General features: G+C 63.8%; 20 protein-coding genes. 11 read left to right on the top strand and 9 right to left on the bottom strand.

Translation table 11 applies throughout. The annotated features are described in order from the left end of the window. Positions 1-632: 632 nt before the first annotated feature. From PRL19_RS10105 to PRL19_RS10075, 7 genes are all read right to left on the bottom strand, one after another. Positions 633-1301 carry a hypothetical protein gene (locus PRL19_RS10105; RefSeq protein ID WP_273742859.1) on the bottom strand — a complete coding sequence of 223 codons (669 nt, stop codon included), beginning with the start codon at positions 1299-1301 and terminating at the stop codon, positions 633-635. A gap of 37 nt (positions 1302-1338) precedes the next feature. Further along, complete coding sequence (locus PRL19_RS10100) at positions 1339-2094, bottom strand: hypothetical protein (RefSeq protein WP_273742858.1); 756 nt, start codon at positions 2092-2094, stop codon at positions 1339-1341. A 45-nt stretch (positions 2095-2139) separates the two neighbouring features. Further along, positions 2140-2925 carry a helix-turn-helix domain-containing protein gene (locus PRL19_RS10095; RefSeq protein ID WP_273742857.1) on the bottom strand — a complete coding sequence of 262 codons (786 nt, stop codon included), beginning with the start codon at positions 2923-2925 and terminating at the stop codon, positions 2140-2142. Positions 2926-2929: 4 nt separating this feature from the next. Then, positions 2930-4321 carry a replicative DNA helicase gene (locus tag PRL19_RS10090; protein ID WP_273742856.1) on the bottom strand — a complete coding sequence of 464 codons (1392 nt, stop codon included), beginning with the start codon at positions 4319-4321 and terminating at the stop codon, positions 2930-2932. A gap of 151 nt (positions 4322-4472) precedes the next feature. Then, entirely contained in the window at positions 4473-4934 is a 462-nt protein-coding gene (locus tag PRL19_RS10085; RefSeq protein ID WP_273742855.1) for a RusA family crossover junction endodeoxyribonuclease, read from the bottom strand. 184 nt (positions 4935-5118) lie between these two features. Beyond that, entirely contained in the window at positions 5119-5538 is a 420-nt protein-coding gene (locus PRL19_RS10080; RefSeq protein WP_273742854.1) for a hypothetical protein, read from the bottom strand. A 166-nt stretch (positions 5539-5704) separates the two neighbouring features. Beyond that, positions 5705-5986 carry a hypothetical protein gene (locus PRL19_RS10075; RefSeq protein WP_273742853.1) on the bottom strand — a complete coding sequence of 94 codons (282 nt, stop codon included), beginning with the start codon at positions 5984-5986 and terminating at the stop codon, positions 5705-5707. Between PRL19_RS10075 and PRL19_RS10070 the strand changes: the two genes are divergently transcribed. The 8 genes from PRL19_RS10070 (at position 5985) to PRL19_RS10035 (ending at position 11411) form a co-directional block, all read left to right on the top strand. Next, positions 5985-6341 (top strand): helix-turn-helix domain-containing protein, encoded by a 357-nt coding sequence (locus PRL19_RS10070; RefSeq protein ID WP_273744493.1) that lies wholly within the window; start codon positions 5985-5987, stop codon positions 6339-6341. The genes PRL19_RS10075 and PRL19_RS10070 overlap by 2 nt on opposite strands. A 337-nt stretch (positions 6342-6678) precedes the next feature. Further along, positions 6679-6993, top strand: coding sequence for a hypothetical protein (locus PRL19_RS10065; RefSeq protein WP_273742852.1), 315 nt, complete (start codon positions 6679-6681; stop codon positions 6991-6993). Positions 6994-7239: 246 nt separating this feature from the next. Continuing rightward, on the top strand, positions 7240-7455 hold the full coding sequence (locus PRL19_RS10060) for a hypothetical protein (RefSeq protein WP_273742851.1): 216 nt from the start codon (positions 7240-7242) through the stop codon (positions 7453-7455). A 103-nt stretch (positions 7456-7558) separates the two neighbouring features. Further along, positions 7559-7867, top strand: coding sequence for a hypothetical protein (locus tag PRL19_RS10055; RefSeq protein WP_273742850.1), 309 nt, complete (start codon positions 7559-7561; stop codon positions 7865-7867). An 11-nt stretch (positions 7868-7878) separates the two neighbouring features. Beyond that, a complete protein-coding gene (locus tag PRL19_RS10050; RefSeq protein WP_273742849.1) occupies positions 7879-8964 on the top strand; it encodes a hypothetical protein in 1086 nt (361 codons plus the stop codon). A 1-nt stretch (position 8965) separates the two neighbouring features. Further along, complete coding sequence (locus PRL19_RS10045) at positions 8966-10009, top strand: PD-(D/E)XK nuclease-like domain-containing protein (RefSeq protein ID WP_273742848.1); 1044 nt, start codon at positions 8966-8968, stop codon at positions 10007-10009. Then, positions 10000-11091, top strand: a complete 1092-nt coding sequence (locus tag PRL19_RS10040; protein ID WP_273742847.1) for an AAA family ATPase — start codon at positions 10000-10002, stop codon at positions 11089-11091. The genes PRL19_RS10045 and PRL19_RS10040 overlap by 10 nt, the downstream gene beginning before the upstream one ends. Before the next feature lie 107 nt (positions 11092-11198). Then, entirely contained in the window at positions 11199-11411 is a 213-nt protein-coding gene (locus tag PRL19_RS10035) for a hypothetical protein (protein ID WP_273742846.1), read from the top strand. Positions 11412-11416: 5 nt separating this feature from the next. On the opposite strand, the gene PRL19_RS10030 is transcribed toward PRL19_RS10035, so the two are convergent. Beyond that, entirely contained in the window at positions 11417-11674 is a 258-nt protein-coding gene (locus PRL19_RS10030; RefSeq protein ID WP_273742845.1) for a hypothetical protein, read from the bottom strand. Positions 11675-11757: 83 nt separating this feature from the next. Here PRL19_RS10030 and PRL19_RS10025 point away from each other — a divergent pair, with 83 nt between their 5' ends. Continuing rightward, positions 11758-12465, top strand: a complete 708-nt coding sequence (locus PRL19_RS10025) for a hypothetical protein (RefSeq protein ID WP_273742843.1) — start codon at positions 11758-11760, stop codon at positions 12463-12465. A gap of 509 nt (positions 12466-12974) precedes the next feature. On the opposite strand, the gene PRL19_RS10020 is transcribed toward PRL19_RS10025, so the two are convergent. Next, positions 12975-13178: a hypothetical protein gene (locus tag PRL19_RS10020; RefSeq protein ID WP_139085372.1), complete on the bottom strand. Its 204-nt coding sequence runs from the start codon at positions 13176-13178 to the stop codon at positions 12975-12977. Between the two features lie 139 nt (positions 13179-13317). Here PRL19_RS10020 and PRL19_RS10015 point away from each other — a divergent pair, with 139 nt between their 5' ends. Further along, positions 13318-13998 carry a hypothetical protein gene (locus tag PRL19_RS10015; RefSeq protein ID WP_273742842.1) on the top strand — a complete coding sequence of 227 codons (681 nt, stop codon included), beginning with the start codon at positions 13318-13320 and terminating at the stop codon, positions 13996-13998. Further along, positions 13995-14198 (top strand): hypothetical protein, encoded by a 204-nt coding sequence (locus PRL19_RS10010; RefSeq protein ID WP_273742841.1) that lies wholly within the window; start codon positions 13995-13997, stop codon positions 14196-14198. The genes PRL19_RS10015 and PRL19_RS10010 overlap by 4 nt, the downstream gene beginning before the upstream one ends. Positions 14199-14231 lie beyond the last annotated feature (33 nt).

Genomic DNA, 14231 nt, shown 5'->3' with positions numbered 1-14231 from the left:
TAAGGTGCGGCGTGTGGCTCAGACTAACCGTATCACTACATTGCAAAACTCGCGATATTTTCCACTCGCAAGAAACTAGCGATCGACAGCATCATAGTCTTGCACCCCGCTGCCGGCATCGGGCAGAACCCCGGGCATCAAGGTCGCCAATATGAATACCACATTCAAAATATACGGAACGTCTTACCTCGCGACCATCGAAGGTCTGGAGGCCTTGGCGAATAAGCTTGAAGTACCTGTTGAGCCCAATACAGCGCGCGAGACTTGGATCGGACTCCAGGGTTCACTTCTCAGCTACGCAACCTGTTCAAGCCGACTGCAAATTGGGGCCTCGTCATGTTCCACTATCGGCAACCCATGTACTCTAGTTTGAACAGGCGTGTTAACCTCACCCTCAGCAATTAAGGTTGGTGCATGGATGTTCAAACCGCAGCACATGCGGTTCCCAGCTGACGGGTGGATATGCGTTGTCCAAGGCGGTGGCGATCCAAGAAAAATATTGGCTAAGATTTTCTTAAAAGCACTGAAAATTCTGACAATCATTGACACTCCGAAAAGACAAATAATCACAATCGCGTGCTCAAATATTGCAGATCGTGCATTTTCAGCGCAAGAAAAAACACTAAGATTAGTTAATGTTTTGCCTTCGTTTCTCGCCACGGCGCCAGCGCCGGCAGCGCCCCCGTGATCTCGATCGTGTCCAGCATCCCCGGCCTGCTAAGGACGGCCCACAGGTCCAGCAGCGCCCCGTACCATGCCAGGTAGTTCCGGCGCTTGGCGGCGACCATGCTGGCGGTGCCGGTGTAGCTGATCGCGCAGACCTGCCCGATGTGCTCACGCCGGTGGCGGCGGTGATCGCGCCACACCCATAGGCTGCCGATCTGCGCAGTACCGGCCACGAAGCATCCCTCCTCGTCGCTCCAGTCCCATCCGCAGGGCGTGATGCTGATACGATCCCCCTGCCCCCAGTCCGGCGCGCTGCGGGCGCGTGCCAGTTCCGCGATCTGCGTGGCCATGCGACGGCCGCCGACGTGATCCGGCAGAGCCTCGACCAAAGCAGCGATGACCTGTGCGTCCCGGTGCGGATCGCTGGTCCCTCCCCCGTCAACCGTCACGCCGACCTTGTGCCGCTCGGCCATGATCCAAAGCGTGTCGACACCCGGCCGGTCGAACTCGTGGGCGCCGTACTGGTCGAAGTCGAGGACGGCCTTCTCCGTGAGGAAGGCCCACGCCAGGGCGTCGGTGATCGACATGGCGCGGGTGATGCGGGATCCGGTCTTGATCGGGTCGTGCAGGCTCATGCGGCCCCTCTGGTTTTTATAGCGTCCGGAAACCTGCTCATGCTGCGGTGTCCTTCCGGTACCGCAGCGCGGCCAGGAGCCGCTGTTGGCCGTCCATCGAGGGCTTGCCGTTCTCGCCCAGCACTTCGCCGCACAGGAACGCCTTCCAGCGAGCCAGCGCCATCGAGGCTTGGACCTCCAACTGCAGCGCAACGGCCTCGATCTTGTTGCCGCCGATCAGCAGCTCCGCGATGGTCAGGTCTTCCGCCAACGTGAAAGCCGGGGCCATCTTCTCCAGGTGCTTGACGATGGACCGCTCGGGCAGGCTCAGCGCGCCCCAAGGGCGATCGATGGTATGCGGCTTGGCGGGTTTGGGGGCATTGTGAACTTCTTGCACATTGCTCGAACCAGTCTGCGGCCTGGCTGCGGCCGGAGCTGCGAAGGGCCGTGCTGCAGGTTTCTTGATCGGGTCTTGAGCGGCGGTCGGTTTCGGGGGCACAGGCTTAGCAATTGCTGGCGCTGCGTTCTTGATCGGCTCCTGCACCGGTGCGGTCTCGGCGGGAGTATCGACCTTGGCTACAACCTCTGGAAGCGTCAGGCCGTGGTCAGGCTGCAAGCGGATCTCGACCGGCGCCGGCGATCCCACATACTGCGTCCCCTGGTCGGCCTCGCTGACGAACAGCGTGCGGCCCGTGGCCTCCTCGAACTCGGTCAGCGCGTTTGCCAGCAGGGCAAGGGCGGTGCCCTCCTGCATCAGCTTATGGGCGCGGTCGGTGATCTCCGAGACGGTCATGCTTGCGAAATGGATGCTCACTGTCGGGTTCCTCTTGGTGGGGTTGGGGTGTTGGGTGGCCATGGCTCAGCCTCCGATCATCTTGCGGCGCCTGGCACGGCGCTGTTCCGGGGTCTCAGTTTGCGAACTGGGAGAACCTGCTGCCCGTCGCGCAGACTTGGCATTGGCAAGATCGCTCATGCCTGCAGTGAACCAGGACCAGCGGTTCGGCATGAAGCCCGGAGACTTGCTGCGTTGCTTAGCGAGCATCTCCCGGATTTTCGCATCCTGCTCTGATCTGCTCAGGCCAAGAGCATCCCATTTCGGCAGTTCCTGCAGGTCGTTGGTCGTGCCGGTCCATCGGCCCTCAGGGGTCACGCCCGCGGCGCTGCATCCCATGAGGGTGAGGACCTCCTCCCTTCTGCTGTCCGGCCCCTGATCGACGACGACGGCATCGCTCGCGCGCAGTCGTTGACGGTTCCCTGACGGTTCCTGACGGTTCGGCGGAACGGCAGTTCCGGGTTTAGTGCAGTCCCGTTCCGGGTTTTGTGTCGTGACGTTCCGGGTTTTCGTCTCATTCCCGGTTTCTGGTTCCGGGTTTGATGTTCCGGGTTTCAGCATCAAAATCCGGTAAACATTCTTGCCGCCTCGGCCGCCGCCGGTCTTGATCGTGATCCATCCCGATGCTTCCAGACGGCGGACGATGCCTCTCGCCCCGCGCTCGGTGACGCCCGTCTTTTCCGCAATACCAACCATGCTCGGATAGCAGCTGCCTGCGTCGTCGGCCCAATCAGCGAGGGCCAGCAGTGTCAGACGCTCGGTGGGGTCCTTCGGCCCGTTATCCCAAACCCATGACATGACCTTGATGCTCATGATCCTACTCCGACCAAACGGTGTTGGTGGAGAGGGCGCAACGACAACGGGCAGTGCCGGTCTGTCCCATGCGCTGCTTTGCGACGCCAATTTCCAGCTTGCCGCGGGCGGCCTCCATATCGAGGAGCCAGTCGGCATATTCGTCTTGGTCGGAGGGCTCGGGCTCTTCCTGCGCAAGGTAGTATTCCGGCCGGTAGCAGAACAGCACGCTGTCTGCGTCCTGCTCCAGCTGGCCGCTCTCGCGCAGGTCGGACAGGATCGGCCGCTTATCTTCTCGCTTGTCCACCTCGCGGGACAGCTGAGACAGCGCCACCACCGGAATGTTCAGCGACATGGCAATGCCCTTGAGGGCTATGCTGATCTCGGTAACCTGCTCGTACCGGCTGCGGCCCCGGCTGGATTTGAGCAGCTGGGCATAGTCGACGATCAGCAGGCGGAATTTCGGGTTGGCCCGGGCGATCTGCCTGACGGCCATCGAAAGCGCCTCGACGTTGGCGTGAGCGCGCGAGAGGAAGGTGATGGGCAGGTTGCCTACTGCCTCGGCGTTCTCGACCAGGCCGCGGACCTGATCCTCGCTCATGATCCCGGTGCGCATGTCGACATAGGGCACCGCGCAACCGTACTGGGCAGAGGCCTCCGACAGAGCCCGCTGCGCCATGGCGGCCGGGGTCATCTCCAGAGAGGCAATGGCGACCCCATGCCCGGCCCGTGCAGCGTTCAGTGCCATCGTCAGCGCCACCGCGGACTTGCCCATGGCCGGGCGCCCGCCGAGGAGGGTCAGCTCGCCGGGATAGAGGCCCGGGATGATGTCATCCAGCGCGGGGATTCCGAAGCGGACGAGATCTGTATTGGTCCCTTGATAGGCCTCGATCGCCATGGCCATCGCCTCACGCACCGCGGCAATCATGGACACGGGGCGGTCGGCCTCGGTCGTGAACTCAGCTGCCAGAATCTCGCGCTCAAGCCCATGCGCAATCTCAGTGGCCGGAATGTCCCCGCGCAGTAGCGATGTCTGCGCCTGCGAGATTGCGGTGGCCAGAGCACGCTTTCGGGCCAGCTCGGCAAGGTGCTTGGCCATGTCCACGGCAAAGGCCGGCGGCAGGCTGTTCGACGCCATGCGCACGAGGTACGCCGGACCCCCGATCTCCTCCAGGTCGCGTGAACCATGCAGGTCCGCTTTGATCGTGACCGGGCTGACCAGGTCGCCCCGATTGGCGCGGGCCTCGATCAGGTCATAGATCTCCGCATGTAGCGGATGATGGAACAGCTCGGCGCCGCCCGTCCGCATGACTGCCGGGACAAGCCGATCGTTCATGAGCAGCGCGCCAAGAAGCTGCTGCTCGCCTTCCATTGAGTAGTGACCCGTCTCGGGCCGGATGGCGGTGACGACGTTCATTCTGCTGCCTCACATTTCTTCCAGACCTGCTCGGCGGCGAGGTCGCCCACGCTGCGCCAGAGGTCAGGCTGGGGGGTATGGTTCCAGACCTCGCCGCGGCTCACGCGCGCCAGGGCGGCAAGGGTTTGTTCCTTGGTGGGGCCCGGGCGGCTCACTCCGCACCCCCACCCACGATCAGGGCGCGCAGCTGGCTGTCCGTCAGCGGCAGCGCTTCGATCTCGACCACGGTTGCGGCGGCTTCGCCCCACATCTTCACGGCCCGGGCGTCGGCTACCTGGCAGTCGTCCGTCCATGCAACGCGGTTCAGACCATCCTTCACCGCTTTCAGCAGATTGTCCCCGTCCGGCTTCTGGACGTGCCAGTTGCCCATGGCGGCGGCGCGGCGCTTCTTCGACCAGCTGGCGGCGGGCTCGAAGATCGCGGTGATCGTCAGGCGTACCGGCCCGGTCAGGGGTTGGGTAAAGGCGGACATGCCGTGCTGCCGCACCACGTCCTCGAACCGGGCATTGGCCGGGTCGTTGACCGTGACGGCGCGACCGAGGCGGGGGTTGTAGAACCCCCTCGACCGCTTTTTGGCAAATGGCTTGCCGGGAATGGTGATGATGACCTTCATGCCCTGATCCGGCCAAGCGCCACAGCCAGGCGCTGTCGCACATCAGCGGTCGCAATAGACTTCGGACCCACGCAGGGGCAGGGCTGCAGGGCGACGCGGAGCCCATGCACCTCGGAAAGTGGGATACGGATGACCGCCATCCCCTCCTCGACCTTGACCGATCCAAGCGCCTCTGGAACCGACATCACCCGTCCTCGCGCACGAGGACCGCGGCAGTGCGCTTGGCGCTGTCGATGACGTCGGCGATCTGCTTGCGCGCGGTGGCGCGGCAGCCCTTGCCCAAGGCCAGCTGCGTGAGGGCCATCACGGCCTCGCCACCTTCGGCCGCAAGCTCGCCGGCGGACTGCATCAGGCAGGCTGCGTCCTGCACCTCGGGCAGCGACTGCATTAGCCAGCGGCGCACGGGCTGCTCGCCGACAGCATCCTCCAAGGCCATGATCTCGATCAGCGGCCAATCCAGCTGTCCAGACTGGCGCTTGGAGATTGAGCCCTTGGAGATGTCGTGCCCGAGGCGGGCGCCGATCATGGCAGCAGCGGCATCGAAGCCCCCTGCCTTCTCGATCAGGTTGGCCATGAAGGCGCGGATTATCCCTCGTTCAGACATGGATTCCTCCGGAAACCGCGTTTCCTTTTTTGACCGCCGGGCCCGTGGCATCAGAAGATGGGTGGAGCCGGTGGGGTTCTGAGTGGAGTGTGTGACGTGGCATCGGTTTCACCTGCGCCCTGGTCGGGCGGGTTGCGGATGGTGGAGCTCGAGAGTGAGACGGGGATTAGGCCGCGCCCTGCCCTCGATCTCCGGCGCGCTCGAAATCACGCTGCGCCGCATGCATCGAAAAGTGCTGATTACCTGCCCCGCGCTGCTGAAACAGGTCAGCCGGGAAAGGCACGTTTTTTTGGAAGGCCAAATGCTGGCAGGCAGAGAACCACGAGGCGGGAAAGGCTTGGCGGACTACCGCATTGCTAACTGCGGTCAGCCCTACGCCAACTGCTGCCGCGATCTCTTTGCGGCCCAAGGCATCAGCTAGTTTTTCGGAGGGAGTTTTGTTGTCCATGACCGCAATATATCCACACAATGTGGATTACTGCAAGACCACAATTGGTGGTTTGCTGGAAAGTTCACAATTTGTGAATATGTGCGCTATGGCAAAAGTCACCGAAGCAACCCCGTATGTCGAGATCGGCCAGCGTTTACAGGCTGTGCGCCGTGCAGAGTCGACTTTGAGCCAGAAAGAATGGGCGGAGAAACACGGCTTCGGCGCGACCCAGTACAACAACTGGGAAAAGGGCGTCCGTCGTATCAACGTCGACGAGGCGGAGAAGCTTTGTACCCTCTATGGGCTAACCCTGGATTTCATATACCGGGGCAGACTGAGCGGGTTGCCTGAGAACATCAAGAACGCTCTTTGATCGCAGCGCCCCATGTGGATCACCACGTGATCTAAGGGGACGTCTAGCTCGTCAGCTATCTCAATCATCCTATCGAGCCTGCGATCAATTTCCTTCATCGTTCCCTCTTAAAGTACATGAGAACATTACAGGAACACGCGCCGTTCTGTCTACCCGCTAGGTTTAGCATTTCGCAGGTCAGGGACCGCATAGCGAGCGTTTTGACGCAACATCTTGTGCGTAAGGGTTCGCTTATCAAAATGTAGGGCCGATAAACTCATTGCGCCAGGGCGCTAGACACAAGCCCCGGCGCGGCTCCATCATCGGTTTGCGACAACCTTTGATAATGGAGATTTCAGTGACTGAAGATACTGCCGATATTTCGATTAACGGCGTCAGCCATCCCATTCTTTGCGGCCTCTGCAATACGCCGATAGCCTACAGGGGAGAAGCAGATCCTGACCGAGGCGAGGTCGGTTGCGCGAGTTGCGGCAACTGGGCGGACGTCAAGGAGGCTGCCAGCATTGCCATTGAGTATGCCAAAGACGAGGCGCAGCTGGCCATCAACCGAATGGCTAAGGAAGCCGCTCGAAAGAGCAAATTCATGACATTCAAGGGCCAGACTTCTCACAATAAGAGCTATCGCTTTGTCGTCGGTGATCTTCAGATTTGATACCCAGGCATCGCGATCCTGAGACAGCCCCGCCGTTTGCGGGGCTTCTTCTTTTGCTGTCATTCTCTCGGTCTCCAAGGTGCGGTGATGCTTAGCTCGGGCTAGTTACAGACTAGCAGGATGCAGTCTCTACCCCAAGATAAAACCACCTTGTGTGGATTTGTGCTTGCATCATCCACAATTGGTGGATAGCTTAATCTTCACAGGACGCGACACACGAGCCGTCCGCCGAGATGGAGAGCCCCCATGCACCAGACGAATTACCAAGAGGATGATCGAGACGGCTGCTTCTTCTGCGGCGTGGCGAGCGCGTTTGCCATCTGGGCCATCGGCGCCGCAATCTTTGGGATGATCTGGCTCCTGACCAGTGATGCCTTCGCCGCACCCGCCGACCGCCCGGACCTCTGTGCCCAGTACCGCGGCGGCGAGGTCGCGGCCTGCATCGCGGAGATGGGCCAATGACCCTCCTCGGCAAGGACAAGTGCGCCAACGAGCTGCTGGGCAAGCTGATGACGCAGAACCTAGTTCTGCAGCAGCTGCTGAAAGAGCGTGGCGAGGTGAAGAAATGATCCGCACCCCCCTGCCCCCGGTCCTCTACCTGGTGGCCCGCGACTATGGCGACCTCGGGATCGGCAGCCCGGACATCACCCCGAGCCGCGACAAGGCCTACGACCAGTTCACCTGCGCGACCGATGCGGGCGAGCCAGTCGGTGTCTGGCAGATCACCACAGCTGACGGCCTGCCCGCCGGCATCACCGACGTAACCGACGCCTTCGAGCGCGAGCTGCAGGACGTCTGCATCAAGCGCGATCTGGATTTTCCGGCGGTGCGCCGCCTCGAAGACAACCCCGCGCTGAAGCTGGCTGCGGAATAGGAGAAACCCCCATGAACGACATGACCAACACCCCCGGCACGGGGCTGATGCTGCCTGCCGGAACGGATCTCGCGGCGCTGTTCAAGGACGGCACCAGGATCGACCCGCTGATCGCCCGGATCGAAGCGGAGGTCCGCGCCCACGTCCCCGACACCAGCAGCAACAAGGGCCGCGAGGCGATCAAGTCGCTGGCCTACAAGGTCAGCCGATCGAAGACGATGCTGGACGATGCCGGCAAGGCGCTGAACGAGGACGCCCGCAGGCAGATCAACCTGGTCGACGCATCCCGCAAGAACATCCGCGATCGGCTCGACGCGCTGCGCGACGAGGCCCGCGCCCCGCTGGTGGCATGGGAGGAGGCCGAGGCCGCCCGCCAGGAGCGGAACAAGCGGCTCCTGGCGCAGCTGACCAACCACGGCATGACCGGGCTGGAGGCATCGGCCGACATCATTGCGAAGGCGGCGCAGATCAAGGGCGTCGTCCTGCCCGACGATTTTGGCGACGGCCTTGAGGCGGCCGAGGCTGCACGGGCCGCCACCATGAACGCGCTGCGCAACATGTTCGTCGCGGCCCAGAAGCGTGAGGCCGAGGCTGCGGAGCTGGAGACACTGCGCCGGGAAGCCGCCGAGCGTGCTGCCGCCGACGAAGCCGCCCGGATCGAGCGTGAGCAAGCCGAGGCAGCGCGCCTGGCAGCCGAACGCGCCGAGCAGGACCGCAAGGACGCCGAGGCCCGCGCGGCGCGTGAGGCCGAGGAGCGGGCTGCCCGTGAACAGGCTGAGGCTGAGCGTATCGAGCGCGTCCGCAAGGAAGCAGCCGAGAAAGCCGCGGCTGAGGCGGAAGAGCGTCATCAGCGCGAGCTGGCCGAGGCCGCCCGCCGCGAGGAGCAGGCCGCGCAGCGCGAGCGGGACCGGATCACGGCCGAGAAGCGCGCCGAGGAAGAGGCGCAGCGCAAGCGCGAGGAGAACGCTCGCATCCGCAACCGGATCAAGCGCGAGATCGCCGCAGCGCTGACCGCCCTGCCCCAGCCCCTGACCCCCGAAACCATTGCCGAGGCCCTGGTGGCCGGCGGCATCCCCAACACGACCGTGAGGTTCTGACATGGATGGAGCATGGCCCTTTGACGACGCCCCGAAGCGTCCCGGCGCGGGCAAGCCCGCGGCAACCCCTGCGCCGGAGCGCGCGGAACAGCCGCGCCTCGCCGCCGGCGTCCACCAGATCGACGGCGAGGACTATCACCGCGACCCCTGCCCCGAGGCGTCGCTGTCCTCGACGCTGGCCAAGACCATGCTGGGGCAATCGCCCCTGCATGCCTGGACGGCCAGCCCGCGGCTGAACCCGGACTGGGAGCCGGTGAACAAGAAGACCTTCGACATCGGCCGGGCGGCGCACCGCGCGATCCTGGGCGCGGGCGGAGACTATGTCGCCATCCCCAGGAGCATGCTGGCCAGCAACGGTGCAGCCAGCACGAAGGAGGCCAAGGCCTTCATCGAGGACGCCCGGGCTGCCGGCCAGACGCCCCTCAAGGAGGACGAGGTCGCGCAGATCCATGCCATGCGCGCCAAGGCTCAAGACAAGCTGACCGCACTGCAGATCGACCTGGACCCCGCCCGCTCCGAGATGGTGGCCATTGCCGAGATCGACGGCGTCTGGTGCCGCGCGATGATCGACAACGTGCCTCTGGATGCGCGCCTGCCGATCTACGACTTCAAGACCTGCGAGAACGCCAGCCCCGAAGCCTGCCAGAAGGCCATCCTCAACTACGGCTATGACGTGCAGGCCGAGCACTACCGCCAGGTCTGGCACGCGGCCACCGGCGAGGACCGCGTGTTCCGCTTCGTGTTCCAGGAGAAGAGCGCGCCGCACGAGGTCTGCGTGGTCGAACTGGGTGCCGACACGCTGCTGATCGCCCGCAAGAAGATCGCCCGCGCCCGCGAGATGTGGGGCCTGTGCCTGCGCGCGGGCCAGTGGCCGGGCTATCCGCTCGGCGTCCATCGCGTCGACCTGCCCAGCTGGGCGATCGAGCGGTGGCTCGAGCGCGAAAGCCACGAGGCCCAGATCAAGCGCGACACGGGCCGCGACATCCTTGCCGCCTCCTATGCGGCGCAATCCCCCGAGAACCACGAGGTGAACCCATGGGCGTGATCCGCTTCATCCCCGTTACCGAGATCAACGATCCCCTGACCCTGTCGATCGGCCTGAGCGGCGGATCGGGCACGGGCAAGACATACACCGCGCTGCTGATGGCCCGCGGTATCGCCGAGGTCGTCACCGGCAAGCCCGGCGCCCCCATCGGCTATGTCGACACGGAGAACCGCCGCGCGCTGCACTACAAGGCGGCCTTCCCCGAGATGATGCACTTCGACTTCGCGGCGGTGGACGACAAGGGTAGCGTGGTCGGCTTCGGGCCCGAGCGCTGGATCGAGGTGATCGATGCTGCCGAGGAGGCCGGGCTGCCGGTGCTGATCCTCGACAGCTTCTCGCATGCCTGGGAAGGCGTCGGTGGGGTGCTGGACCTGCACGCCACGACGCTGGACCGCCTGACGCGCGGCGACGACAGCAAGAAGGACCAGCGCAGCCAGCTGGCATGGGCCGAGGTCAAGCCGCGGTACCGGCGCCTGATCGACCGCATCGTGCGCGCCAAGACCAACATCATCATCTGCACCCGCGCCAAGCCGGTCATGCAGGACTTCAAGACCAAGCTGAATGCCCGGACCACCAAGACCCGGCGCAAGGACGTGCCGTGGGATCCCGCTGCCGATGGGGACCTCATGTTCGAGATGACCACGATGGTGATCCTGGACCCGGTCGCGCCCGGCTGCCCCGTCCACCAGATCAAGGTCGCCGACCAGTTCAAGGCACTGCTGAACCCGCGCCAGCCGATGGGTGCCGAGACCGGCCGCAAGATGGCGGAGTGGGCGAAGGGGCAAGGTAGCGCACAGGAGCAGAAGGCAGCTCTGGATGAGGCCCGCACCCAAGCCCGCCGGGGGCGCAGCGCCATGCGCACTTGGTGGCAGGAGAACCCGCAGAAGGCGGAGGTTGCCAAGGCGATCCTGGCAGAGCTGCAGGAGCTTGCCGCCGCCGCCGATCGCGAAGCCGAGACTGCCGACGACGACCCGTTCGCTGATCGGCCTCAGCCCGGTGAGGACGAGGCCGGCGACAGCATGACGCCCGAGCAGCGCGCCGAGTACGAGGCCGCCATCGCCAACATGCGCGAGAGCGCCTGACCCCGTTCCCCGCCGTCCGTCGCCTGTGGCGCGCGGGGAGAACTGGCGGGTCGGCATCCCTCCTCCTGACCGACCCGCCCTTTTCACAGCATTACGAGGATCCGCTTATGCGCCACGATTTCGAGAACATCCCCGAGGATGCGGACGTCATCCTGCACCCCGCCGACGCGAACCCGATCCACCGTGGGCCGGTGAAGGCCACCCGGATTGGCATCTACTTCTTCTGCGAGGGCACGGACCCAGAACGCGGGCCGGACTACTACTTGGGCGACGTCGCGGCCTTCTGTGAGGGCTGGGAGCCGGTCGAGGTGGCGGCATGAGTGGTTCAATCCAAAAAAGCGGCGCCGATCTGGACAATCGTGCCCCAGAATATCCACCAAAAGCTCTCTTTGAGCCGCCTATTGGTTTTGATCTGCGCCTTCACTCGTGGAAGCGTCGCTTGCTTTGCCGGGTTGCTATTTCCAAAACGGGCATGGCTTTCGTCAACTATGTCCGCGCTGCTTTTCCCAAAATAAGTGGCTCCTCGCCAAGCGCCTACAAGAGTCAGAAGCAAGCCTACTGTAGCAACGGTATCTGCGGGCATGTTGAACTCCTAATCTTCACGATTGTCTCTGCGTCAACACTAGACGCTATGCGCCCTAGCTTTTCATCTTTTCAGGGGGCTGCATGAACGCCCCCTCCGCGAAGAGCTATTTCCGGGCGATCAGCGGCCAGGCAAACAAGGCCGATGCCGGCGCACCGCTGCTGACCGATGCGCCCCTGTCGCCACGCCCCAAGCGGGAGGCGTCCCGCCGTGCCGAGGACTTCTATCCAACTGCCCAGCCCGAGGCGATCCGGGCGCTATTCTCAGTCGACGGCGCGCAAATCGGCGAGTGCGGCACGGTCTGGGAGCCGGCCTGCGGCGATGGTGCGCTGGTGCGAGAGATCCGCGCGATGGGCATGCCCTGCTGCGCATCTGACCTGGTGGATCGGGGATGCCCTGACAGCTGGACCGCAGATTTCTACAGCTGCCTGCGCAGCCGCGGGGGCGCGATCATCACGAATCCGCCCTACAGCGAGATCAATGCGCGCGACGGGCATGGGCGGTGGCTGCGTCATACGCTCACGATGCCAGGCTGGGACTATTTGGCCTTGCTGTTGTCTTGGGATTGGCCTGCCGCCCGGGCCAACGGCCTGGGCAAGCTGATGGACGAACAGCCGTTCAGCTGGTGCTACCTGATGCGCTGGAAGCTCGACTTCACTGGAGAGGGAAACCCTGCGCAGCGCAACGCTTGGTTCGTGTGGGACCGGCGCGATCCGCGTGGCAATGGCCGGGTCGATCCCGGCTTTCGGTGGCTCGATCGCGTCGACGCGCGGCAGGAGATGCTGCTTTGAGCCCGCGTCCTGGTCCCATCAAGCACGGCACCATCTACGCCTACAAAGCCCGCGGGTGCCGGTGCGACGCATGCCGGACTGCCAATCGGGAAATGTGCCGGGCTGAGAGACGCCGGCGCGGCGTGATGCCGGTCGGTAACCCATGCCAAATCGGCGATCGGCAATTCAGCAGCCAGCTGGAAGCCGCCCGGTCCGCAAAAAGGTCCAAGAGCGCGATCAACTATCACCTGGACCGACACGGCAACCTCGATCGGCTAGGCGCGAAGCCGGGCGGACCGAACAACAGCATGGGCAAGCCAGTCCGCATCGGCGGGCAGGAGTGGCCGTCCCAATCAGCACTGGACCGGGCCTTGGGCGTCCCCCTCGGCACCGTGTCGCGATGGATCAAAGCGGGGGCGCTCGAGGCCCTGACCGGCGCCGTAATGCGCATGAACACACAGAGGAAAGCGGCATGACCATGTATTCAGTCATCGGCAGCTCTAACGCTCAAGATGCCTCAGTGAGTAGCCTTACTCGTCATCTTCCTCACCGACACCTGCAACTTCCAAAATGGCTAGCAACACAGCGATGTCTTCGCGCTGGCGCTCATATTCAACCGCATCCGAGGCACTCAAAATGCGCGCTTCTTCGCTCTCGTCGCAATGCAGTTCAGCAGTGCCTAAGACGCGGCGCAGAACTTGGCTGGGAACTGAAACAGAGTGTGTGTGAGACATCGCGACCTCGGAACGAAAACAGTGGCTACCGTTTAGCCTGCGCGGTGGCAGTACCGGAGAACGCCAAGCCATTCGAGTGCGTAAACGCTTCTGTCTTGGAGTTGTCATTGTTTCGTCACTTTTCTCGGAGGACAGATGTATGCGCATCCTGATCGCCTGCGAGACCTCGGGCGTGATGCGCCACGCCTTCGCAGCCCGCGGACACGATGTCTGGTCCTGCGACCTTCTCGCGGCCGAGGACGGTAGCAACCGCCACATCCGGGGCGACGTGCGGGACATCCTAGACGATGGCTGGGACCTGATGGCCGTCATGCACCCGCCCTGCACGCGCCTGTGCCGGTCCGGCCGCCGATGGATGTCCGGGCCGGGCAAGTGGACGCCGCCCAAGCAACTGCCCAAGGGCCGCACCTGGGCTAGCATGCGCGATGAGTTTGAGGCGGGCGTGGACCTGTTCACCGCCTGCTGGCGCGCGCCGATCGAGCGGGTCGCGATCGAGAACCCCGAGATGAACGATCTTGCCAAGGACCGGATGCCGTCCGACCTCCCTGCCCCGCAGATCGTCCAGCCGTACTGGTTCGGCGAGCCTGCCTACAAAGCCACCGGCTTTTACCTGCGCGGCCTACCGCGGTTGGTCGCTACGAACATGCTGCCAGAGCCGGAGCGGGGCAGCGACGAGTGGAAGGCATGGAGCGCGATCCACCGTGCGCCGCCGGGGCCGGACCGCTGGAAGATTAGGAGCAGGACCTTCGAGGGAGTGGCGGATGCCAGTGCTGACCAGTGGGGCGGCTATGCCGTCAATGAGAAAGAGCGGGTCGCATGAGCCCCGAAGCAAACGAGCTGCTGTCCAAGCTCTACAAGACCGGCAAGCACCCCGCGAAGAACCGCAAAGCCGCAACCGAGCTGATGGATGCCGGGCTGGCTGAGCCGGGCAAGAACGGCGGGCTGAAGATCTTGCCCGCGGGGCGGTTTGCCGCGTGGCAGGCCCAGCAAACCAATAAGTCAATTGAGAAGGAGAAGTGATGGGACGGCACGAGACGATCCGCGGGCCCTACT

The sequence above is a fragment of the Paracoccus marcusii genome, assembly GCF_028621715.1.
Classification (GTDB): Bacteria; Pseudomonadota; Alphaproteobacteria; order Rhodobacterales; family Rhodobacteraceae; genus Paracoccus; species Paracoccus marcusii.
Note: the sequence above shows the minus strand (reverse complement) of the source record. Positions and strands in the feature narration are given on the sequence as shown.

Bases quoted from the DNA above. Each gene is read 5' to 3' on its own strand.
- PRL19_RS10105 (WP_273742859.1), bottom strand. From the start codon at position 1,301: ATGAGCCTGCACGACCCGATCAAGACCGGATCCCGCATCACCCGCGCC.
- PRL19_RS10095 (WP_273742857.1), bottom strand. From the start codon at position 2,925: ATGAGCATCAAGGTCATGTCATGGGTTTGGGATAACGGGCCGAAGGAC.
- PRL19_RS10090 (WP_273742856.1), bottom strand. From the start codon at position 4,321: ATGAACGTCGTCACCGCCATCCGGCCCGAGACGGGTCACTACTCAATG.
- PRL19_RS10085 (WP_273742855.1), bottom strand. From the start codon at position 4,934: ATGAAGGTCATCATCACCATTCCCGGCAAGCCATTTGCCAAAAAGCGG.
- PRL19_RS10080 (WP_273742854.1), bottom strand. From the start codon at position 5,538: ATGTCTGAACGAGGGATAATCCGCGCCTTCATGGCCAACCTGATCGAG.
- PRL19_RS10070 (WP_273744493.1), top strand. From the start codon at position 5,985: ATGACCGCAATATATCCACACAATGTGGATTACTGCAAGACCACAATT.
- PRL19_RS10075 (WP_273742853.1), bottom strand. From the start codon at position 5,986: ATGGACAACAAAACTCCCTCCGAAAAACTAGCTGATGCCTTGGGCCGC.
- PRL19_RS10060 (WP_273742851.1), top strand. From the start codon at position 7,240: ATGCACCAGACGAATTACCAAGAGGATGATCGAGACGGCTGCTTCTTC.
- PRL19_RS10055 (WP_273742850.1), top strand. From the start codon at position 7,559: ATGATCCGCACCCCCCTGCCCCCGGTCCTCTACCTGGTGGCCCGCGAC.
- PRL19_RS10050 (WP_273742849.1), top strand. From the start codon at position 7,879: ATGAACGACATGACCAACACCCCCGGCACGGGGCTGATGCTGCCTGCC.
- PRL19_RS10045 (WP_273742848.1), top strand. From the start codon at position 8,966: ATGGATGGAGCATGGCCCTTTGACGACGCCCCGAAGCGTCCCGGCGCG.
- PRL19_RS10040 (WP_273742847.1), top strand. From the start codon at position 10,000: ATGGGCGTGATCCGCTTCATCCCCGTTACCGAGATCAACGATCCCCTG.
- PRL19_RS10035 (WP_273742846.1), top strand. From the start codon at position 11,199: ATGCGCCACGATTTCGAGAACATCCCCGAGGATGCGGACGTCATCCTG.
- PRL19_RS10030 (WP_273742845.1), bottom strand. From the start codon at position 11,674: ATGCCCGCAGATACCGTTGCTACAGTAGGCTTGCTTCTGACTCTTGTA.
- PRL19_RS10025 (WP_273742843.1), top strand. From the start codon at position 11,758: ATGAACGCCCCCTCCGCGAAGAGCTATTTCCGGGCGATCAGCGGCCAG.
- PRL19_RS10020 (WP_139085372.1), bottom strand. From the start codon at position 13,178: ATGTCTCACACACACTCTGTTTCAGTTCCCAGCCAAGTTCTGCGCCGC.
- PRL19_RS10015 (WP_273742842.1), top strand. From the start codon at position 13,318: ATGCGCATCCTGATCGCCTGCGAGACCTCGGGCGTGATGCGCCACGCC.
- PRL19_RS10010 (WP_273742841.1), top strand. From the start codon at position 13,995: ATGAGCCCCGAAGCAAACGAGCTGCTGTCCAAGCTCTACAAGACCGGC.